This window comes from Dactylosporangium sp. CA-233914, assembly GCF_050942935.1.
Lineage (GTDB): Bacteria > Actinomycetota > Actinomycetes > Mycobacteriales > Micromonosporaceae > Dactylosporangium.
This window is the reverse complement of the sequence record NZ_CP192030.1, coordinates 1,204,905-1,224,831: the sequence shown is the minus strand read 5'-3', so window position 1 is coordinate 1,224,831 and position 19,927 is coordinate 1,204,905. Positions and strand designations below refer to the sequence as shown.

Annotated in this window: 20 protein-coding genes and 1 tRNA gene; 7 read left to right on the top strand and 14 right to left on the bottom strand. The window is 71.6% G+C overall.

What is annotated here, in order from left to right; all coding sequences use genetic code 11:
- Positions 1-6: 6 nt before the first annotated feature.
- From ACQPY0_RS05675 to trpS, 4 genes are read right to left on the bottom strand one after another with little or no spacing between them, the layout of a single operon-like run.
- Positions 7-423, bottom strand: a complete 417-nt coding sequence (locus ACQPY0_RS05675) for a hypothetical protein (protein WP_432985638.1) — start codon at positions 421-423, stop codon at positions 7-9.
- Between the two features lie 8 nt (positions 424-431).
- Positions 432-1,481, bottom strand: coding sequence for a YihY/virulence factor BrkB family protein (locus ACQPY0_RS05670; RefSeq protein ID WP_432985636.1), 1,050 nt, complete (start codon positions 1,479-1,481; stop codon positions 432-434).
- 3 nt (positions 1,482-1,484) lie between these two features.
- Positions 1,485-2,051, bottom strand: coding sequence for a 2'-5' RNA ligase family protein (locus tag ACQPY0_RS05665; RefSeq protein WP_432985634.1), 567 nt, complete (start codon positions 2,049-2,051; stop codon positions 1,485-1,487).
- 1 nt (position 2,052) lies between these two features.
- Positions 2,053-3,087 carry a tryptophan--tRNA ligase gene (gene trpS / locus ACQPY0_RS05660; protein ID WP_432985632.1) on the bottom strand — a complete coding sequence of 345 codons (1,035 nt, stop codon included), beginning with the start codon at positions 3,085-3,087 and terminating at the stop codon, positions 2,053-2,055.
- Between the two features lie 72 nt (positions 3,088-3,159).
- Between trpS and ACQPY0_RS05655 the strand changes: the two genes are divergently transcribed.
- The 4 genes from ACQPY0_RS05655 to ACQPY0_RS05640 all read left to right on the top strand — a co-directional run bounded on the left by ACQPY0_RS05655 (position 3,160) and on the right by ACQPY0_RS05640 (position 6,769).
- Positions 3,160-3,747 (top strand): RNA polymerase sigma factor, encoded by a 588-nt coding sequence (locus tag ACQPY0_RS05655; protein WP_432985630.1) that lies wholly within the window; start codon positions 3,160-3,162, stop codon positions 3,745-3,747.
- Positions 3,737-5,017 carry a hypothetical protein gene (locus ACQPY0_RS05650; RefSeq protein WP_432985628.1) on the top strand — a complete coding sequence of 427 codons (1,281 nt, stop codon included), beginning with the start codon at positions 3,737-3,739 and terminating at the stop codon, positions 5,015-5,017. The genes ACQPY0_RS05655 and ACQPY0_RS05650 overlap by 11 nt, the downstream gene beginning before the upstream one ends.
- 68 nt (positions 5,018-5,085) lie before the next feature.
- Positions 5,086-5,574, top strand: a complete 489-nt coding sequence (locus tag ACQPY0_RS05645) for an RNA polymerase sigma factor (RefSeq protein ID WP_432985627.1) — start codon at positions 5,086-5,088, stop codon at positions 5,572-5,574.
- A complete protein-coding gene (locus ACQPY0_RS05640; protein WP_432985625.1) occupies positions 5,567-6,769 on the top strand; it encodes a hypothetical protein in 1,203 nt (400 codons plus the stop codon). The genes ACQPY0_RS05645 and ACQPY0_RS05640 overlap by 8 nt, the downstream gene beginning before the upstream one ends.
- Before the next feature lie 21 nt (positions 6,770-6,790).
- Here the strand turns inward: ACQPY0_RS05640 and galE are convergent, their stop codons facing one another.
- Positions 6,791-7,783: a UDP-glucose 4-epimerase GalE gene (galE, locus tag ACQPY0_RS05635; protein ID WP_432985623.1), complete on the bottom strand. Its 993-nt coding sequence runs from the start codon at positions 7,781-7,783 to the stop codon at positions 6,791-6,793.
- 109 nt (positions 7,784-7,892) lie between these two features.
- Here galE and ACQPY0_RS05630 point away from each other — a divergent pair, with 109 nt between their 5' ends.
- Positions 7,893-8,645 carry a hemolysin family protein gene (locus ACQPY0_RS05630; protein ID WP_432985621.1) on the top strand — a complete coding sequence of 251 codons (753 nt, stop codon included), beginning with the start codon at positions 7,893-7,895 and terminating at the stop codon, positions 8,643-8,645.
- On the opposite strand, the gene cysN is transcribed toward ACQPY0_RS05630, so the two are convergent.
- The 9 genes from cysN to ACQPY0_RS05585 form a co-directional block, all read right to left on the bottom strand.
- The gene (gene cysN / locus ACQPY0_RS05625; protein ID WP_432985619.1) at positions 8,629-9,906 is read right to left on the bottom strand and encodes a sulfate adenylyltransferase subunit CysN; all 1,278 of its coding nucleotides are present in this window, start codon (positions 9,904-9,906) and stop codon (positions 8,629-8,631) included. The two genes, ACQPY0_RS05630 and cysN, sit on opposite strands and share 17 nt — an antisense overlap.
- A complete protein-coding gene (gene cysD, locus ACQPY0_RS05620) occupies positions 9,906-10,814 on the bottom strand; it encodes a sulfate adenylyltransferase subunit CysD (protein WP_432985617.1) in 909 nt (302 codons plus the stop codon). The genes cysN and cysD overlap by 1 nt, the downstream gene beginning before the upstream one ends.
- Before the next feature lie 84 nt (positions 10,815-10,898).
- Positions 10,899-11,657, bottom strand: a complete 759-nt coding sequence (locus ACQPY0_RS05615) for a 3'(2'),5'-bisphosphate nucleotidase CysQ (protein WP_432985615.1) — start codon at positions 11,655-11,657, stop codon at positions 10,899-10,901.
- Positions 11,657-13,468: an exopolysaccharide biosynthesis polyprenyl glycosylphosphotransferase gene (locus tag ACQPY0_RS05610; RefSeq protein WP_432985613.1), complete on the bottom strand. Its 1,812-nt coding sequence runs from the start codon at positions 13,466-13,468 to the stop codon at positions 11,657-11,659. Before ACQPY0_RS05610 ends, ACQPY0_RS05615 begins: the two co-directional genes overlap by 1 nt.
- Positions 13,469-13,612: 144 nt before the next feature.
- On the bottom strand, positions 13,613-14,197 hold the full coding sequence (pth, locus tag ACQPY0_RS05605) for an aminoacyl-tRNA hydrolase (RefSeq protein WP_432985611.1): 585 nt from the start codon (positions 14,195-14,197) through the stop codon (positions 13,613-13,615).
- Between the two features lie 93 nt (positions 14,198-14,290).
- Positions 14,291-14,899: a 50S ribosomal protein L25/general stress protein Ctc gene (locus ACQPY0_RS05600; protein ID WP_432985609.1), complete on the bottom strand. Its 609-nt coding sequence runs from the start codon at positions 14,897-14,899 to the stop codon at positions 14,291-14,293.
- A gap of 510 nt (positions 14,900-15,409) precedes the next feature.
- On the bottom strand, positions 15,410-16,390 hold the full coding sequence (locus ACQPY0_RS05595; protein ID WP_432985607.1) for a ribose-phosphate diphosphokinase: 981 nt from the start codon (positions 16,388-16,390) through the stop codon (positions 15,410-15,412).
- A 32-nt stretch (positions 16,391-16,422) separates the two neighbouring features.
- Positions 16,423-17,928: a bifunctional UDP-N-acetylglucosamine diphosphorylase/glucosamine-1-phosphate N-acetyltransferase GlmU gene (gene glmU, locus ACQPY0_RS05590; RefSeq protein WP_432985606.1), complete on the bottom strand. Its 1,506-nt coding sequence runs from the start codon at positions 17,926-17,928 to the stop codon at positions 16,423-16,425.
- Positions 17,929-17,938: 10 nt separating this feature from the next.
- Positions 17,939-18,013: transfer RNA gene (locus ACQPY0_RS05585), tRNA-Gln, on the bottom strand.
- A 231-nt stretch (positions 18,014-18,244) separates the two neighbouring features.
- Between ACQPY0_RS05585 and ACQPY0_RS05580 the strand changes: the two genes are divergently transcribed.
- Both ACQPY0_RS05580 and ACQPY0_RS05575 read left to right on the top strand, forming a co-directional pair.
- Positions 18,245-19,225 (top strand): acyl-CoA desaturase, encoded by a 981-nt coding sequence (locus ACQPY0_RS05580; protein WP_432985604.1) that lies wholly within the window; start codon positions 18,245-18,247, stop codon positions 19,223-19,225.
- A gap of 77 nt (positions 19,226-19,302) precedes the next feature.
- On the top strand, positions 19,303-19,905 hold the full coding sequence (locus ACQPY0_RS05575; protein WP_432995015.1) for a TetR family transcriptional regulator: 603 nt from the start codon (positions 19,303-19,305) through the stop codon (positions 19,903-19,905).
- Positions 19,906-19,927: the final 22 nt, after the last annotated feature.

Here is a 19,927-nt window from a genome sequence, read left to right as displayed (position 1 = left end):
CATACGTCAGCTGCTGAGCTTGGCCGCGATCCTCGCGAAGCCGGCGCGGATCTCGTCCACCGACGGCGGCTCGTGCGTGTGGTCGTCGTCGTGTTCGTGGTCGTGGTCGTGCTCGTAGCCGCCCAGCTCGGCGTCCAGCGCGGCCGTCTCCAGGTCCTCGTTCTCGGCCGCCATACGCGAAGCGGCGATGTCGCCCTGGATCTGGGCCACCGTCACGTGCGGCTGCAGCGGCTCCACGACCGCCATCAAATCCTCGTCGGCCACCACGGCCTCGGCCAGCGCCAGCGCGTGCGCGCGCTCATACGGGCCGCAGACGACCGGCTCCCACTCCTCCTCGTCGTTCATCGGGCCGAAGGTGATGATCCACGGCAGGGTCAGCGCCGGCGCGTCGGCCGGCAGGTCCAAAGTCACGAGTGCACCCACGGCGCCCATCATGACGGGTCCAGCCGCTGCGCACCCGGCGAACCGCCGGAAGGAATAGACGTGGCCGAAGAACCGCCGGTCGGGATGTGGGCCGCGATCTCCGCCGCGTGCTCGGTGGTCTCCGCGGCCTTCTCGACCAGCTCGGCCGCCCGCCGCGCCGCCTGCACGTCGGCCCGCGGGGCGCCGCCGGCGAGGTCGATCACGCGGCCGTGGGGACTGGTCGCGCAGAGGGCAGCCGCGAACAGCAGCAGCTGATGCAGCAGGTACATGTACAGCAGCAGCCCGATCGTCCCCGCGACCAGCTGGTAGGCCGGGTTGTGCTCGGTGCGGGTGATGTACCACTTCCCCAGGGTCTTGAGCAGGCCCAGCCCGACCGCGAAGAGGATCGCCGAGGGCCACAGCCGCCGCAGCGACATCCGCAGCCGCGGCACCCCGACCAGCAGCGCGGCGCCGAGGAAGACGTCGACCACGCCGGAGAGCAGGCTCGAGGAGGCCCGCAGCGCGACCCGCACCGGGTCCTGGCCGAAGTCGCCGGCGAGCCAGTAGAGCAGCTCCTGCACGCCGGCGAAGATGCCGATCGAGATCAGCAGCAGCAGCCCGAGCCCGAGCAGCACACCGAGGTCGACCAGCCAGCGCACGACCGGGTTGCCGGGGTGCTCCTGCAGCTGCCACAGGGCCCGCTGCGACGAGCGCAGGTTCTCCACCCAGCCGACGCCGGCGATGACCAGGCCGACCAGGGCGATGATGCCGATCTGCTGGCTGCCGGCGAAGATCTCGTCGCTGTGCAGCTGGGGCAGGTTGGCCTGCAGGTAGACCTGGACGCGCTCGACGACGAGCTTGTTGCCGCCCAGCACCTGGCCGAGGATGAAGAACAGCACGACCACCATGGCGAAGACGGCGAAGAAGCCGTAGTAGGCGGTGGCGGCGGCCAGGCGGACGGCGTCGACGTCGAAGTAGCGCTCCTGCGCCCGCCACACGTGGTCGAACACCCGCGAGCGGCGCCGGGCGGCGTCGACCGCACGATCGAAGCCGGCCTCCAGCCGGTCGAGGGTGCCCACCCCTCAATCGTCCGATGCGAGACGGTAATCCGCATGGGGACGCCACCGCCCGGTGTCATCGTGTTCGAAGAGCGTGAACCCGCCGACGGCGAACGTGGCCTCGTAGCCGGCCAGGTCGGCGAACGCGGTGTCGAGCTGGGCGGGCGGCACGTCGTGGGCGACGGTCACGTGCGGGTGATACGGAAAGCGCGCCGCGACCTGCCCGCCGAGCGCGCCGGCCGCGAGGACCGCCTCGTGCAGCTGCTCGCACTCACTGATGCCGGCCGCGACCGCGACGAACACCACCTGGGTGACCGGTCGGAACGTGCCGGTGCCGCGCAGCTGCACGGTGAAGGCCCGGTGCGCCCGTGCGACGTCGCACAGGTGCCGGTCGATCTCGGGCAGCGCCGCGGCGTCGACCTCGGTGGGGCCGAGCAGGGTGACGTGGGCCGGCACGTGCTCCGCGACCGGATCGCCGGCGGCCAGGCGGGCGGTGGTGAGCTCGCCGCCCCACGGCTGCGGGATGTCGATCGCGACGCCGATGGTGGTTCGATCACGACCTGCGCGGCGTCCAACTGCACGCGGTGTCACCTCAGTGTGCGGCAGCGCCGGGGGCGAGGAAGCCGATGCGGTCGTACACCGTCCGCAGCGTCGGCACCGCGACCGCCCGCGCCTTCTCCGCGCCGACCGCGAGCAGCTTGTCCAGCTGGGCCGGGTCGTCGAGGTAGGCGGCGGTGCGCTGCTGGATCGGCTTGACGAACTCGGCCACGACCTCGGCGAGGTCCTTCTTCAGGTCGCCGTAGCCCTTGCCGTCGTACGCCGCGACGAGCTCCTCGATCGTCCGGCCGGACAGCGCCGAGTAGATGGTGAGCAGGTTGGACACGCCGGGCTTGTTCGTCTGGTCGAAGACGATCTCGCGGCCGGTGTCGGTGACCGCCGAGCGGATCTTCTTGGCCGCGCGGGCCGGCTCCTCGAGCAGCTCGATGAGGCCGTTCGCGGTCGAGGCCGACTTCGACATCTTCGCCGTCGGCTCCTGCAGGTCGGTGATCTTGGCCGTGTCCCTGATGATGAACGGCGCCGGCACCGTGAACGTCTGGCCGAAGGTGGTGTTGAACCGCTGGGCCAGGTCGCGGGTCAGCTCGAGGTGCTGGCGCTGGTCCTCGCCGACCGGGACGGCGTCGGCCTGGTACAGCAGGATGTCCGCCGCCTGCAGGATCGGGTAGGTGAACAGGCCGACGCTGCTGCGGTCGGCGCCCTGCTTGGCCGACTTGTCCTTGAACTGGGTCATCCGGCTGGCCTCGCCGAAGCCGGTCAGGCAATTCAGCACCCAGGCGAGCTGCGCGTGCTCGGGCACGTGGCTCTGCACGAACAGCGTGCAGCGCTCCGGGTCGAGGCCGACGGCGAGCAGCTGGGCGGCGCTGACCCGGGTCCGCTTGCGCAGCAGGGCCGGGTCGTGACCCATCGTGATCGCGTGCAGGTCGACCACGCAGTAGAAGGTGTCATGCGTCTCCTGCATGGCCACCCAGTTACGCAGCGCACCGAGGTAGTTGCCCAGATGGAACGAGTCGGCGGTGGGCTGGATCCCGGAAAGCACCCGGGGCCGGGCGGGAGACGACATGCTCGCCATTCTGTCAGGCGCAACCGAGGACGCGACACAGGCGTCTGTCTGGATAGCGTGGGGTGCCGAGGGAGGTGGCTTGTGGGCGAGGAGCTGGAGGCGCGCGAGGCCGTTCGCGACGCGTACCAGGCGCACTACCGCCGCCTGGTCGCCGCGCTGTACGCGCTGACCGGCGACCACGCCGAGGCCCAGGACCTCGTCCAGGAGGCGTATGCCCGCGCGCTGGCCCGCCCCCGGCAGTTCCTCGACGTCGCCGACCCCGAGGCCTGGCTGCGCACCGTCGCCATGAACCTGGCCCGGACGCGCTGGCGCCGGCGGCGACTGTTCGACACACTGGTGCGCAGCGGCCGGGTCGCCCGGCCGGTGGAGAGCGTGCCGGGCGTCGACCCCAACCGGGTCGCCCTGGTCGCCGCCCTGCAACAACTGTCGCAGGCCACACGGGAGACGATCGTGCTGCACCACCTCGCCGACATGTCGGTGCACGAGGTCGCCGACGCCCTGGGCGTGCCCGTCGGCACCGTGAAGGCCCGCCTGTCCCGCGGCCGCGCCATGCTCGCCACCCTGCTCAGCGACGAGGCGAGCGAGCAGGCCCCGGCCCGCCGCCGCCCGTCCGCCCCGCCCCAGATCGAGGTCGAGGTCAACTCCGAGGGGGTACGGGATGCGTCCTGACCTGGACTTCCGCGCCCTCCGCGCGCAGATCGAGGCGGCCACCTGGGTGCCCGACTTCGCCACGCTGTACCGCCGCGCCGGCCGGGTCCGCCTGCGCGACCGGATGGCCGTGCTCGGCGCGCTGGTGGGGACGCTGGGCGTGCTCGCCCCGGTCGCGCTCGCCGGGATCTTCGGCCGCCCGGGCCCGGCCGTGCTCGGCCCCAACCCGGACCTCGGCGGGGCCTGGAGCCTGCCGGCCTCGGCCACGCCCAGCGCCACCGGCCACTTCCCGTCCACGGTCACCGTCCTGGCCGCCGCCGGGTCGCTGCCGGAGCTGGTCGCCGCGGTGGATGTCTGCGTGGAAGTACCCCAGGCCCGCCGCTGCAGCCTCCAGCTCACCACGCTGGGCGGGGCGACCGAGCGCCGGACCCCGTTCGTCGTCGACGCGCTGCGCGCCAGCCCACTGGAGCGGATCAGCAACGTGCAGCTGACCCGGATCGCGCCCGCCACCTACATGCTCAGCGGCGAGGTCGGCAGCGGCTCGCGCTCCAGCGTGCGCTTCCAGCTCACCGCCGGCACCCAGACACAGCTCGCGGCCCAGGCCGGCGTGCCGGTGACAGGGCCCAGCGACCGCCTGGCGCTCGGCCCGGCCGATCGGGTGATCCAGCTGGTGCAGTACGGCGACCTGTTCGGCGTCCGGGAGAGCGACGGGTCGCTGAGCCTCGTCGGCCAGCCGCCGATGGCCCGGCGCACGGTCGCCACCACGTTGCCGGCCGCGGCCGGGTGGTGGGTCGCCGGCGCCGACCTGCAGACCGGGTCGCCGGCCGCGAGCGTCAGCACCGACCAGGGCGCCAACTGGATCGCCTGCACCCTGGACGCGCCGGCCGGCAACGACGTGCCGACCCTGGCGACGCTCGACGGCCGGGACGTGTGGGCCTTCGTGCCGTACAGTCACTCGATCCGGCTCTTCCGCACCGCTGACGGCGGCCTGAACTGGCGCGAGGTGCGGGGCGCCGTCGAGCTGCCGGCCTCGCTCAAGACGCTGGACAACCGGATTCTCGGCGCCCTGGTCCGCAAGGACCACTCGGTGCTGATGTGGGTCCGCTCGGACAGCGAGACGGTGTTCTTCGACAGCAACGACGGCGAGCACTTCGCGGTCGTGCCCGGCCCGGGCGGCGCCATCGCCCCCGTCGACAACGGCTACGCGTCCCTGGGTGACCCGGCCCGGATCTCCGAGGACGCGAAGGCCTGGCAGGTGGCCACCCTGTCCGCCACCGTGCCGCCCAACTGATTCGCGAGAATCCCGAACAGCCGCAACTTCGTGGGAACCGGCCGGCTCCCCGGGGGGTCGTTATGGTCGTGGGCGACGTCGAGGAGGTGTACCACGCCTGCTACCGCAGGCTGGTCGTGCAGCTCTTCGCGTTCACCACGGACCTGACCGAGGCCCAGGACGTCGTGCAGGAGGCGTTCGCGCGGGCCGTCGCCCGCCCGCGCGGCTTCGCCGGCATCGACAACCCCGAGGCCTGGCTGCGCACCGTCGCGCTCAACGTCGCCCGCCGCCGCTGGCGCCGCCGCCGCGTCCTCGACCTGATCATGCTGCGGGAACGCCCGCTGCAGGACCACCCCGCCCATCCCGACCCGGACATCAGGACCGACCTGACCGAGGCGCTCGACGCCATCCCACGCAGCTACCGGGAGGTCATCGTGCTGCACTACTACGCCGACCTCAGCGTGGAGGAGATCGCCGCCGCGCTGAACGTCCCGACCGGCACCGTGAAGTCGCGGCTGTCACGGGCCCGCACGGCGCTCGCCGCCCGCCTGCGCGGATACGAGGTGGCCCGTGCCTGACCAGCTCGAGTCGCGCCTGCGGGCGGAGGGCGAGCGGCTGGACATCGACCAGCCGCCGCTCGCGGTCATCGCCGCCCGGGCCGCGGCCCTGCGCCGCCGCCGGCTCGCCGCCCGGACCGGCGCGGCCGCCCTGGCCGCGCTCGTCGTCGCCGGGGTGACGCTCGCGGCCCGGCACGACCCGCGCCCGGCCCCGACCGCCGTCGCCTCCGGCCCGGCCGACGCCCCGTCCGGCACGTGGAGCGCCGAGGGCATCACGATCTCCGGCCTGGCCCACCTGCCGCAGGACCTGCCCGGCTCGATCCGCGAGGCCGAGTTCGCCGACGCCGAGCGCGGCTACCTGCTGACGGCCGACTGCTGCACGACCTGGATCAGCGCGACCGCCGACGGGGGCCGGACCTGGCGTACCGTACCGTCGCCGCTCTCCGGCCTGCCGAAGCTCATCGCCACCCCGGACCGCATCACGCTGCTCGGCCCCGCGCCCGGCCTCGAGCGCGCGACCAGCACCGACGGCGAACACTGGAGCACGGACGCCTCCCCCGCCGCTCCGGCGGCCCCGTTGACCGGCGAGTCCCGCCTGGTCGCCCTGGACGGCGGCGAGTGCGGCGCCCCGACCGCGGGCCTGACGGGCACCGCCCTGGCGCCGGTGCCGCGGCAGCCCCCGCTGGAGGTCTGCTGGCGCTCCCCCGTCCGGGCCGGCGACGGCTCCTGGTGGGTCGGCGGACGCACGGCGGACGCCGGCCCGGCGGTGGCGGTCTCCCGGGACAACGGGGCAACCTGGACGGTGACCGCCTTCCCCGGCTTCCCGGGCACGGCGCGGGCCGCGATGCTCGGCCGCGGCGTCTACGTCACGATCGTCGCCCCGCAGGAGGCGGCCGCAGCCCCGGAGCGCCTGGTGGCGGTCGCGGCCTCGGCGGACGGCGGCGCGACGTTCGGCCCCGCCCACCCGACCGCGGGCCAGGCCACCATCGGCGGCGATCTGGTGCCGCTGCTCGACGGCCGCCTGCTGATCGTGGACGGATACGGCCACTGGCTCGTCTCCGAGGACGAGGGGATCTCGTGGGTACGCCTGGAAGGCCTCCACACCACCATGCGCCTGTCCCGCACGGAGGCCGGCTACGTGGCGTACCGGATGACGACGATCTACACGGCGTTCTCGGTCGACGGCTCGACCTGGCAGAAGCTGGACGCCCAGTGACCTGGGCGCCCAGCGGTCCGGTCAGCGGTTCATGAAGGCCCAGGCGTCGGCGACCATCGTGGCCAGGTCCGGAAACCGCGGGGTCCAGGCCAGGTCCCGCTTGGCCCGGTCCGAGGAGGCGACCAGCTGAGCCGGGTCGCCGGGGCGGCGGGGTGCCATCTCCACCGGGATCGGGTGGCCGGTCACCGAGCGGACCACCTCCACGACCTGGCGGTTGGAGAAGCCGGTGCCGCTGCCCAGGTTGAAGATCCGGTGCCATCCGGGAGCGGCTGGGTGGGCGTCGGTCTGCCCGTCCATGGTGGACAGCGCCAGCAGGTGCGCGGCGCCCAGGTCGGCGACGTGGATGTAGTCGCGGATGTTGGTGCCGTCCGGCGTGTCGTAGTCGTCGCCGAAGATCGGAAGCTTCTCCCGGCGGCCGGCGGCCACCTGCAGGGCGATCGGGATCAGGTGGGTCTCGGGGTCGTGGCGCTCGCCGATCATCGAGCCGTCGGGGCGGCGCAGGGCGCCGGCGACGTTGAAGTACCGCAGGCTCACCGCCGAGAAGCCGTACGCCGTGGCGAAGCCGGTCAGGGCGTGGTCGGCGGCGAGCTTCGAGGTCGCGTACGGGTTCGGGGGGCGCACCGCGGCCGTCTCCGGGATCGGGACGGTGTCGGGGTCGCCGTAGACGTTGGCGGTGGAGGAGAAGACCAGCCGCCGGACCCCCGCGGCGTGCATCGCGTCGAGCAGCTTGAGCGTGCCGATCGCGTTGTTCTCCCAGTACTTCTCCGGCTTCTGCACGCTCTCCCCCGCGGCGATGAACGCCGCGAAGTGCAGCACCCCGTCGAAGTCGGGGCTGAGCACGTCGCCGATCGCGTCGTGGACCCGGCCGCGCACGAACGCCGCGCCCTCGGGGACGGCCTCGGCATGCCCGGTCGACAGATCATCGAGCACCACCACCTCGTGGCCGGCGTCCAGCAGCAGCGCGGTGACGATGCTGCCGATGTATCCGGCGCCGCCGGTGACGAGCAACTTCACGACAACCTCCCAAAAATCGACGCGTTCCAACAAAGTTACACGTCGCCGGTGAATGGGCGGGAGCGGGACGCCTACACTTTGTGCCATGCCGGAGCCTGGCCCCGGAACCATGAGGCAGGCTGCGGCCGCCCTGCTGGTTCGCTGGGCGGAGCGACTTCACGCTACCCCCGCCACGCCCCGGATATCCGAGGCCGAGCTGCGAACCCTCATTACGCTCAACTCCGGCACCGGGCACGTGCGCGAGGTGATGGTCCCGCGCACCGAGGTGGTCTTCCTCGACGCGTCGCTGACGGTCGCCGAGGCCACACACGCCGTGCGCGGCGCCCGGCACTCCCGCTTCCCGGTCATCGACAGCGACGCGGACGACATAGTCGGCTTCGTACACCTGCGCGATCTGATCCTGCCCCCGGCGGAGGACCCGGCCGCGACGGTGCGCGGCCTCACCCGGGAGGTCAAGCGGCTGCCGGCCAGCAAGCGGGTGCTCGCGGCGCTGTCGGAGATGCGCCGGGAGGGCCACCACCTCGCGGTCGTCGTGGACGAGTACGGCGGCACGGCCGGGATCGTCACCCTCGAGGACCTCATCGAGGAACTGGTCGGGGAGATCCACGACGAGTACGACGCGCCGCCGGCCCCGCCGCGGGTGGACGAGGTCGACGGCCGCCTCAACCTGGCCGACCTCGCCGAGCGGATCGGGCTGACGCTGCCCACCGGCCCCTACGAGACCGTGGCCGGGTTTCTCATGGCCCGGCTCGGCCGGGTGCCGGCGGTCGGCGACAACGTGCGCCACGACGGCTGGCACCTGCGGGTGAACACCGTCGAGGGGCGCCGGGTGGCGCGGATCTCGGTCAGCCGGCCTCGATGATCATGCCGGCGCCGACCGTGCGGTTGGTGCTCTCGTCGATGATGATGAACCCGCCGGTGGTGCGGTTGCGGCGGTACTCGTCGGCGAGCAGCGGCACGGTGGTGCGCAGCTTGACGCGGCCGATCTCGTTGAGGCCCAGCTGGTTGGCGGACTCGTCCCGGTGCAGGGTGTTGACGTCCAGGCGATACTGCAGCCCCCGGACCACCGTGCGCGCGGAGCGGGTCGTGTGCTTGATCGCATACTTCCCGCCGACCGTCAGCGGCCGGGTCTCGTCCATCCAGCAGACCATCGCCTCGATGTCCTGCGCGACCTGCGGGGCGTTGTTCGGCCGGCAGATCATGTCGCCGCGGGCGATGTCGATCTCGTCGGCGAGCCGGATGGTCACCGACATCGGCGGATACGCCTCGGCGAGCGCCCCGTCCGCGGTCTCGATGTGCGTGATCCGGGTCGTGAAGCCCGACGGCAGCACCATGACCTCGTCGCCGGGCTTCATCACGCCGCTGGCGATCTGGCCCGCGTAGCCGCGGTAGTCCGACACCGTGGTGGACTGCGGCCGGATGACGTACTGCACCGGGAACCGCACGTCGACCAGGTTGCGGTCGGAGGCGATGTGGACGTGCTCCAGGTGGTGCAGCAGGGACGGCCCCTCGTACCACGACATGTTCTCACTGCGGGTGACCAGGTTGTCGCCGTGCAGCGCCGAGATCGGGATCACCGTCAGGTCGGGCGCCTCGAGCTTCGCGGCGAACGACGTGAACTCGTCCGCGATGCGCTCGAACACCTCCTGGCTGTAGTCGACCAGGTCCATCTTGTTCACGCACAGCACCAGGTGCGGCACCCGCAGCAGCGAGCACAGGAACGCATGCCGCCGGGACTGCTCGACCAGGCCCTTACGGGCGTCGACCAGGATCAGGGCCAGATCGGCGGTCGAGGCGCCGGTCACCATGTTCCGGGTGTACTGAATGTGCCCGGGCGTGTCCGCGATGATGAACTTGCGCCGGGGCGTGGCGAAGTAGCGATACGCCACATCGATCGTGATCCCCTGCTCCCGCTCGGCCCGCAAGCCGTCGGTCAGCAACGCCAGGTTCGTGTACTCGTCACCACGCGAACGCGAGGTCGCCTCCACCGCCTCCAACTGGTCGGTGAAGATCGCCTTCGAGTCGTACAGCAGCCGCCCGATCAGCGTCGACTTGCCGTCGTCGACCGACCCGGCGGTGGCGAACCGCAGCAGGTCCATCTGGCGCTCCAGCACCGCGGTCATCAGAAGTACCCTTCCCGCTTGCGATCCTCCATGGCCGCCTCGCTCACCCGGTCGTCGCCGCGGGTCGCCCCGCGCTCGGTGATGCGGGTGGCCGCGACCTCGTCGATGACCTTGTCGATGGTGTCCGCGTCGCTGCGCACAGCGGCCGTGCACGAGGCGTCACCGACCGTCCGGTAGCGCACCCGCTCCACGAACGGCGTCTCCCCGGCCTTCAGCGGCAGGAACTCGTTGATCGCGTAGAGCATCCCGCCCCGGTCCACGACCTCCCGGTCGTGCGCGAAGTAGATGCCCGGCAGCTCGATCCCCTCGCGGGCGATGTAGTGCCAGATGTCCAGCTCGGTCCAGTTCGACAGCGGAAACACCCGGATCGACTCACCCGGGGCGATCCGGGCGTTGTAGAGCGCCCACAGCTCCGGCCGCTGGTTACGCGGGTCCCACTGGCCGAAGTCATCACGGAAGCTGAACACCCGCTCCTTGGCCCGCGCCTTCTCCTCATCCCGGCGCGCCCCGCCGAACAGCGAATCGAAACGGTACTTCTCCACCGCATCCAGCAGCACCGGCGTCTGAATCCGGTTCCGCATCCCATCCGCGGACTCCCGCACCATGCCGGCGTCGATCGCCTCCTGCACACTCGCGACGATCAACTGCACGTTGAGCTCCGTAACCCGGCGGTCACGGTAGGCCAGCACCTCGGAGAAGTTGTGACCGGTGTCCACATGCATGACCGGGAACGGAATCCGGGCCGGCGCGAACGCCTTCTCGGCCAGCCGCAGCATCACGATCGAGTCCTTGCCACCCGAGAACAGCAGCACCGGCCGCTCGAACTCAGCGACCACCTCGCGCATGACGAACAGACTCTCCGCCTCCAGGGCATCCAGGTGCGAGACGCGATACGGAGGGCGGCTCATGCCGTCACCTCCGCGAAAGCCTGCGCTTGCCGATGAGCGGCCACTCCGCTCCGCTTCGAACCGCTCATGGTTGGCGGGGACCTTTCAGCTGTTGATCGCGGCCAGCAGTGACGGCGCCAATGCCTTCCGACACACCACCAGGTCGGGCAGGCGGGGGTCGGGCTGGTTGTATTCCAACGTAGTCCCGTCGATACGGGAAGCGTGCAGACCCGTGGCGAGAGCCACAGCGACCGGGGCGGCCGAGTCCCACTCGTACTGCCCGCCGGCGTGCACGTAGGCGTCGACGGCGCCGTCGATGACCGCGGCGATCTTCGCCCCGGCCGAGCCCATCGGCACCAGCTCGACGGGGAGTTTCTCGGCGAGCCGCGCCAGCAGCGCCGGCGGGCGGGTCCGGCTGGCGGCCAGCCGGATCGGCTCGCCCTGCACGCCTGGCATCGGCGGGAACGGCGGCGGGGAGTCGGTGCCGAGCACGCAGTGCTGGGCGGGCAGGGCCACCGCCCCGGCGACCAAGCGCTGGGCGTAGAGGGCCACGTGGACGGCCCAGTCGGCCCGCCCCTCCTCGCCGAACTCGCGCGTGCCGTCCAGCGGGTCGACGATCCAGACCCGCTCGGCGCTGAGCCGGGCGGCGCTGTCGGCGCCCTCCTCGGACAGGATCGCGTCGGCCGGGCGCCAGCGCCGCAGCTGCTCGACGAGCAGTTCGTGCGAGAGCCGGTCGCCGGCCTTGCGCAGCTGGTCGGGGTCTGCGTACCCCATCTCCTCGCGCAGCTTGAGCAGCATGTCTCCGGCCCGCTGGGCCAGCCAGCGGGCGAACCCGCCGTCCGTGGCGGGTGGTAGGTCCGTCATCAGTACGCTCCAGCTCCTCTGGTCACCGCGCTCAACGTCCGCAGCATGATGACCAGGTCGAGCGTGAGCGACCAGTTCTCCACATACTGCAGGTCGAGGCGGACCGCTTCGTCCCACGATAGGTCCGACCGGCCGGACACCTGCCACAGACCGGTCATCCCGGGCCGAACGGCCAGCCGTCGCCGGGCGTCGTCCGGATACACGGCGACCTCCTCCGGCAGGGGCGGGCGCGGCCCGACCAGCGACATGCTGCCGCCGATCACGTTGAGTAGCTGCGGCAGCTCGTCGAGCGAAAACTTGCGCAGAAGCCGGCCGACGCGGGTGACCCTGGGGTCGTTGCGCAGCTTGAACAGTACGCCGTCGACTTCGTTGAGGTGCCTCAGCTCCGCCAGGCGGGCCTCGGCGTCGATGTGCATGGTGCGGAACTTGTAGATCACGAACTCGTGGCCGTCTTTACCCACTCGTACCTGACGGAACAGTACCGGCCCGGTGGAATCCATGCGAACCGCAAGCGCCAGAACGGCCAAAAGAGGGCTGGTAAGCACCAGAAGGAGTACAGCGCCGGCCCGGTCGACGAGCGCCTTGACCAGACGCCGGGCCCCGGTCAGGGTCGGGTGTTCGACGTGCAGCATCGGCAGGCCGTCCACCGGGCGGATGGTCGTACGGCTGCCGGCGACGTCGATCAGCGTGCTGGCCACGATCAGGTCGATGTCGTCGCGCTCCAGGTGCCAGGCCAGCCGGCGCAGCGCGTGACCGTCCAGCTCCGGGCAGGACAGCACAAGCACGGTGTCGGCCCGGGCCTTGCGCACCGCGCCCGCGATCTCGTCGAAGGCGCCGAGGATCGGCACGTCGGCGACCTCGCCGGGGCCGGGCAGGCAGGCACCGACGACCTTCAGGCCGTGGTACCGCTCGCGCCGCAGCTGCCGCGCCATGGCCTCGACGGCGAGCTCGTGCCCGACCACGACGACCCGGCGCATGCACGCGCCGCGCCGCTTGCGGGCCCGGTGCAGCAGCTGGCGCAGCAGGAACCGGGCGAGCAGGCAGCCGAAGGTGACCAGCGGCAGCGCGACGAACAACCAGACGCGCGCGATGCGGGTCTCGGTGGTGTACGCCACGAAGACGGTCGCGGCCGTCAGCGCCAGGCCCGCCCGCAGGACGCGCTGGTACTCGTCGGTACCGACGAAGAGGTACCGCTTCTCGTAGGCCCGGTTGGCCGCGAGGCTCGCCGTGAACGCCGCCGGCAGCAGGAGCGAGAGCAGGACATAGCGGCTGTTGTACAGCGTGAGCCCGCCCGAGAACCGCGCCTCGAACGCCACCGCCCCGGCGAGCAGCCCGATGACGAAGTCCAGTACGAACAGGGTGCGCAGGTAGCGCCCCTCCCACGCCCACCGGGCCCGGTGCCGCGCGGTCCGGCCGGCCCCCGCCGCCATGTCGGGCGCGGCGATCGTGACGGGCCGGCGCTCGACGGTGCGCACGAACGGCGTGGTGCCCCGGACGGCGGCGTCGACCTCGGCGGCGAGGTCCGGATCGACCTCGGCGGGCGGCACGAGGCCGGGCGCGGGCGAGACCGGGGCGGCGACCTGCGCCTTCACCGGGCGGGGCCGCTTGGCGACCTGGCGGTTGCGGGCCGGGCTCGGACGGCGGGCGGGGCCGGCCGGGCGGCCGTACACCGGCGCGGGGCCGGCATCGGGGGCCGCGACGGGGCCGGGGTCAGGGCCGGGGTCACGGCGAGCGTTCGGCGTGCGGTCCTCACGGCGGAGATGGGCCGGGCGGTGGAAACCGTCCCGCGTACGTCCGCTGTCGATCGCCACGCCGCCTCCTCCAGAAGGACCGCTTCTATCAAACGGTGCAACCCGGAGTACAACGTGCAACTCGGACATTCGTCACGCGAGCGGGCGCCGGTGACGGGCGGAACGGTATCGACGAAAATAGCTTTTACTAGGGTGAAATGGCGCCTATTCGGCGTGATAACGGTTCTGGGCCTGCTCCAGGCCCTGGTCGACTATCATCTCGACCGCGTCCGCGGCCCGGTCCACGAAGTAGTCGAGCTCCTTGCGCTCGACCGCGGAGAAGTCGGACAGCACGAAGTCGGCCGGGTTCTGCCGGCCGGGCGGGCGGCCGATGCCGAAGCGGACCCGCAGGTAGTCCTTGCCGCCGAGCGAGCTGGACATCGAGCGCAGGCCGTTGTGGCCGCCCTCGCCGCCGCCCTGCTTGAGCCGCAGCTGCGTCCAGGGGATGTCGAGCTCGTCGTGCACGGCGATGATCTGCTCCCGCGGCACCTTGTAGAACTGCGCCAGGCCGGCGACGGGGCCGCCCGAGAGGTTCATGAAGGTCAGCGGCTTCACCAGCACCAGGCGCGGCCCGCCGACGCGCAGGCGCCCCTCGGCCACGTCGGCGACGACCCGGCGGTGCCGGCCGAAGCGCAGCCCGGCCCGCGCGGCGAGCAGGTCGGCCACCATGAACCCGACGTTGTGGCGATGGCGGGCGTACTCCGGGCCGGGGTTACCCAGCCCCACGACGAGCCAGGGCGCGTCGGTCACCGTTCCTCCTCATGCCGAAAGGCCGCAGGCCGCCCGGGTGATGGCGGTCCGCGACCTTTCGGAACGTGATCGGCTGCGGAACGTGGTCGGCGATCAGGCCTCGGCCGCCGCGGGGGCCGCCTCCTCGGCCGCCTCCCCGGCACCCTCGGCCGCCTGGGTCGGGGCGACGGTGATGACCGCGATGATCGACTCGGGGTCGGCGGCGAGCTCGACGCCCGCCGGCAGCTTGACCTCGCCGGCGGTCACGTGGCTGCCGGCCTCGAGGCCCTCGATCGAGGCCTCCAGGCGCTCCGGCAGCTTGGTCGCGTCGGCCAGCACGGCGAGCGTGGTGCTCTCGTGCATGATCAGCGTGTCGCGGGCGGCCTCGCCGACCAGCTGGACCGGGACCTCGACGGTGACCTTCTCGCCGCGGCGGACGACCAGCAGGTCCACGTGCTCGAAGGTCTCCTTGATCGGGTCGCGCTGGATCGCCTTCGGCAGGGCCAGCGCGGCGCTGCCGTCGGAGATCTCGATGTTGAAGACCTGGGTCATGCCGCCGTGGCGGATGGCCGCGGCGAACTCACGGGCGGGAAGGGCGATGTGGCGGGGCTTCTCGCCATGCCCGTACAGCACGGCGGGCACCTTGCCGGCCCGGCGCGTGCGGCGGGCACCACCCTTGCCGAACTCGGTGCGGGGCTCGGCGCTGATCTTTACCTCGGACACGACAAAACTCCTGATGCGGTTGGGCGACGGGCACCGGCCGGCGCGACCGGTAACAGTTGTCTTGGTGCGGCGCTCGGGCGAGGGGGCGCACGGGGCACAGGCCCGGAGCACCGCGTCGATCACGGAGCCCGCTTGGCCGTCATGCCGGTTCCTGTGTGGCCGCCGGGGTGAGCGAACACCCGGCGGTCACACAGAAACCGCACGCCCGGTCCGTGGGAGCACCCTCGCCGTGGCAACCGCACTAGCTTACCAGTGCTGTGTGTCGCGGTCGCTTCGCTCCCTCCCCAGTGGGGGGCTCCGCCCACCCACACCCCCTGACACACGTCCTCACCCTCCGTCGTCAGGCGCAGGGTTCCTCGTGGTCAGGGCCGCTCAGGTGGTCAGCGTAGGGGCGCCAAGGCCGGCTCACGGCCGCCGGCCCAGGCGGGATTCGTCGTGGCCAGGGCCGGTCACGTGGTCAGCGTAGGGCGCGAAAGCCGGCTCAGGGCCGCCCGGCCCAGGGGGCGCGGGTCAGCTCAGGCCGCCGAAGAGGGTTGTTACCGAGCCGTCGTCGAAGACCTCACGGATGGCGCGGGCCAGCAGTGGCGCGATCGACAGCTGGGTGATCTTCTCCACCTTGCGGTCCGCGGGCAGCGGCAGGGTGTTGGTCACCACTACCTCGCTGATCCGGCTGGAGTCGAGGCGCTCGCAGGCCGGATCGGACAGCACCGGGTGGGTCGCGGCGACCACGACCTCGGCCGCGCCCTCGTTGAAGAGGATGTCGGCCGCGCTGACGATCGTGCCGCCGGTGTCGATCATGTCGTCGACGATCAGGCAGACCCGGCCCTCGACCTCGCCGACCACTCGGTTGGCCACCACCTGGTTGGGCTTGCTGGGGTCGCGGGTCTTGTGGATGAAAGCGAGCGGGCAGCCGCCCAGCCGGTCGGTCCACCGCTCGGCGACGCGCACCCGGCCGGAGTCGGGCGCGACGACCGTGATCGGGCGGCCCGCGTATTTCGCCTCGATGTGGTCGGCCAGCGTGTTCATGGCGAACAGGTGGTCGACCGGGCCGTCGAAGAAGCCCTGGATCTGCGCGGTGTGCAGGTCGACGGTGAGGATCCGGTTGGCGCCGGCCGTCTTGAGCAGGTCCGCGATCAGCCGGGCCGAGATCGGCTCGCGGCCGCGGTGCTTCTTGTCCTGCCGTGCGTACGGGTAGAAGGGCAGGACCACCGTGGTGCGCTTGGCCGAGCCCCGCTTGAGAGCGTCGACCATGATCAGCGTCTCCATCAGCCAGTCGTTGATCGGCGAGACCATGGACTGCACGACGAACGCGTCCGAGCCGCGGACGGACTCGCGATAGCGGATAAAGATCTCACCGCTGGCGAAGTCGTAGGCGTCCATCGGGGTCGGGTCGACCCCGAGCACCGCGGCGATCTCCTCGGCCAGCGCGGGGAACCCCCGGCCGGAGAAGAGCATGAGGTTCTTGCGGTTCTCCGAAGTGATGCTGGCCATTGGGGTTGCCGCTCCCGATCTCGTGGTTGCGCTCATTGTTCGTCGGGACGACCCGTTTCATCCACTTGACCGGCCTCGACGTGGTTTTCTTCACGTGCTCGGGCCGCCTGGGCGGCGTCCGCGGCGGCCGTGCCCGGGCGCTTGCGCTCCACCCAGCCCTCGATGTTGCGCTGCTGGGCCCGGGAGACCCCGAGCGCGCCCGGCGGGACGTCCTTGACGATGACGCTGCCGGCGGCTGTATACGCGCCATCGCCCACGGTGACGGGCGCGACGAACATGTTGTCGGCCCCGGTGCGGGCGTGGGCGCCGATCACCGAGCGCTGCTTGCGCACCCCGTCGTAGTTGACGAAGACCGTGGCGGCGCCGATGTTGGTGTGCTCGCCGATCGTGGCGTCTCCAACGTACGACAGATGGGGGACCTTCGCCCCCTCGCCGAGCTGCGCCGCCTTCGTCTCCACGAAGGTGCCCACCTTCGACTTGCGACCCAGCTGGGAGCCGGGGCGCAGGTAGGCGAACGGGCCGACGGAGGCCTGCGGACCGATCTGCGACGAGACGGCGTGGGTGCGCACGACCGTCGCCCCAGGGCCGACGGCCACGTCGATGAGCGAGGTGTCCGGGCCGATCACGGCGCCCTCGCCGATGCTGGTCGCGCCGCGCAGGTGGGTGTTGGGCTCGACGACCGCGTCGCGCTCCAGCGTCACGGTCACGTCGATCCAGGTCGTGGCCGGGTCGATGATCGCCACCCCGGCGCGCATCCACTCGTCGTTGATCCGGTCGCGCATGAGCGCCCGCAGGCCGGCCAGCTCCGCGCGGTCGTTGGCGCCGAGGGTCTCGGTCGCGTCCGGGGCGCGGTGGGCGACGATCGGGGCGCCGGCGGCGGCGAGCATGCCGATGACGTCGGTGAGGTACTCCTCGCCCTGGTCGTTGTCGGTGGACAGCTTGCCGAGCATCTCGCGCAGCGCGGAGGCCTCGAACACGTACGCCCCGGAGTTGATCTCCCGGATCGCGCGCTGGGCCGGCGTCGCGTCGCGCTCCTCGACGATCGCCGAGAACTCCCCGCCCCGGCTGCGCACGATGCGCCCGAAGCCCGTGGGGTCCGCGACCTCGGCGGTCAGCACGGTGGCCGACGCCTTGGTGGTCTCGTGGGTGTGCACGAGCGCGGCGAGCGTGTCGGCGCGCAGCAGCGGGATGTCGCCGTTGAGCACGACCACCGTGCCGGTCAGCTCCGGGTCGGCGTCCAGGGCGATGCGCACGGCGTGGCCGGTCCCCCGCCGCTCGTGCTGGGTGACGGGCCTCGCCTCGGGCGCCACCTGCGCGAGGTGCTCGCGGACCTGGTCGCCCCCGTGGCCCACCACCACCGTGACCGTCCCATTGTCGAGGAACGGTTCCGCGGCGGCCAGCACGTGCCCGAGCAGCGTGCGGCCGAGCAGGGGGTGCAGGACCTTGGGGATCGCCGACTTCATCCGCTTGCCTTCGCCGGCGGCCAGGATGATCACGTTTCTCACGGAGCGCTCCTCGACAGGGTCGGTGCGCCTCATCGTAGTCAGGTGGCTGGGGTGCCTGGATTCGAACCAGGACTGCGAGGCTCCAAAGGCCTGCGGGCTGCCGTTACCCCACACCCCATTACGCCGTATTCGAAGCCTAACTTGCGCGTCGATTCCTTTTGAGGCGGGGCTGCGTGGGAACACTGAGGGGCAGTTCAGCCGCTCGTGTCGGGCCACTTGCCGGACAAAGATCACAATGAAGCACCGGGCAGTCACCTTGACACGTGCTTCGTATGGCCAACCTACGCATCCGTAAGTTACGGTGACGTAGGCGTAGCCCCGCCGACGACGAATCCCCTTGAGAGGTGCCATGTCCGTATCGGTCCTTGATCCAACGCCCAGCTCCGAGAGCCCCGACCGCGGCCCCAAGCCGCTCACCGAGGGCAAGCAGCACCCCGGCATCATCGTCGCGCTGTGGGCCTTCGTGGTCCTGCCGTTCATCGCGCTGGTCGCCGCCGTCCCCGTCGCCTGGGGCTGGGGCCTGACCTGGCTCGACGTCGTGCTCGGCGCGGTCTTCTACGTGATCGGGGGCCTGGGCATCGGGACCGGTTTCCACCGCTACCTCACCCACGGCTCGTTCAAGGCCAACCGCCCCCTGCGCATCGCGCTCACCATCGCCGGCAGCACCGCGATCGAGGGCAACCCGACGCAGTGGGTCGCCGACCACCGCCGCCACCACGCCTTCTCCGACCACGAGGGTGACCCGCACTCCCCCTGGCGCTTCGGCGAGTCCTTCTTCGGCCTGGTCAAGGGCCTGTTCTACGCCCACGTGGGCTGGCTGTTCTTCCGCGAGCTGTCCAACCGCGAGCGTTTCGCCCCGGACCTGCTGGCCGACAAGGACATCCGCCGCATCGACAAGGCGTTCCCGCTGATCGTCACCCTGTCCGCGGCGCTGCCGGCGATCATCGCCGGCCTGGTCACCTGGTCGTGGCAGGGCGCGCTGTCGGCGTTCTTCTGGGCCGGCCTCATCCGCATCGGCCTGCTGCACCACGTCACCTGGTCGATCAACTCGATCTGCCACGTCTACGGCGAGCGCCCGTTCACCACCCGCGAGGGCGACCGGGCCAGCAACTTCTGGCCGCTGGCGATCCTGTCCTTCGGCGAGAGCTGGCACAACCTGCACCACGCCGACCCGACCTCCGCCCGCCACGGCGTGGACCGGGGCCAGATCGACATCAACGCCCGCCTCATCTGGATCTTCGAGAAGCTGGGCTGGGCGAGCGACGTGCGCTGGCCCAAGAAGGACCGGCTGGACGCCAAGCGCGTCGCGGCTGGCACGATGAGCGGGTGACCGAGCGCCCGGAGGACATCGAGCAATCGCGGCCGCCTTCCCCTCCGCCGACGATCTCGAACAAGTCGAGGGTGCGGATGTCCTCCGCACAGCGGCGCGAGCAGCTCATCGCCATCGGCCGCGCACTCTTCGCCGAACGGGGCTTCGACGCCACCTCCATCGAGGAGGTGGCGTCACGGGCGAAGGTCTCCAAGCCGGTCGTGTATGAGCACTTCGGTGGCAAGGAGGGCCTCTACGCGGTCGTCGTCGACCGCGAGGTCCGCTCGCTGCTGGACCGGATCACCAACGCGCTGACCGCCGGGCACCCGCACGAGCTGCTGGAGCAGGCGGCCCTGGCCCTGCTGGACTACATCGAGACCGAGACCGACGGCTTCCGCGTCCTGGTCCGCGAGTCGCCGGTGATGTCCCCGACCGGCAACTTCATGAGCATCCTCAACGACGTCGCCCACCAGGCCGAGCACATCCTCGGCGCGGAGTTCAAGCGCCGCGGCTTCGACCCGAAGCTCGCCGAGCTCTACTCGCAGGCGCTGGTGGGGATGGTCGCGCTGACCGGGCGCTGGTGGCTGGAGGTGCGCAAGCCCAAGAAGGAGGTCGTGGCCGCCCACCTGGTGAACCTCGCCTGGAACGGCCTGTCCAACATGGAGGGCAAGCCCACCCTGGTCACCCGCCAGGGGAAGTGAGCAACAGGACCGTCGGCCACAC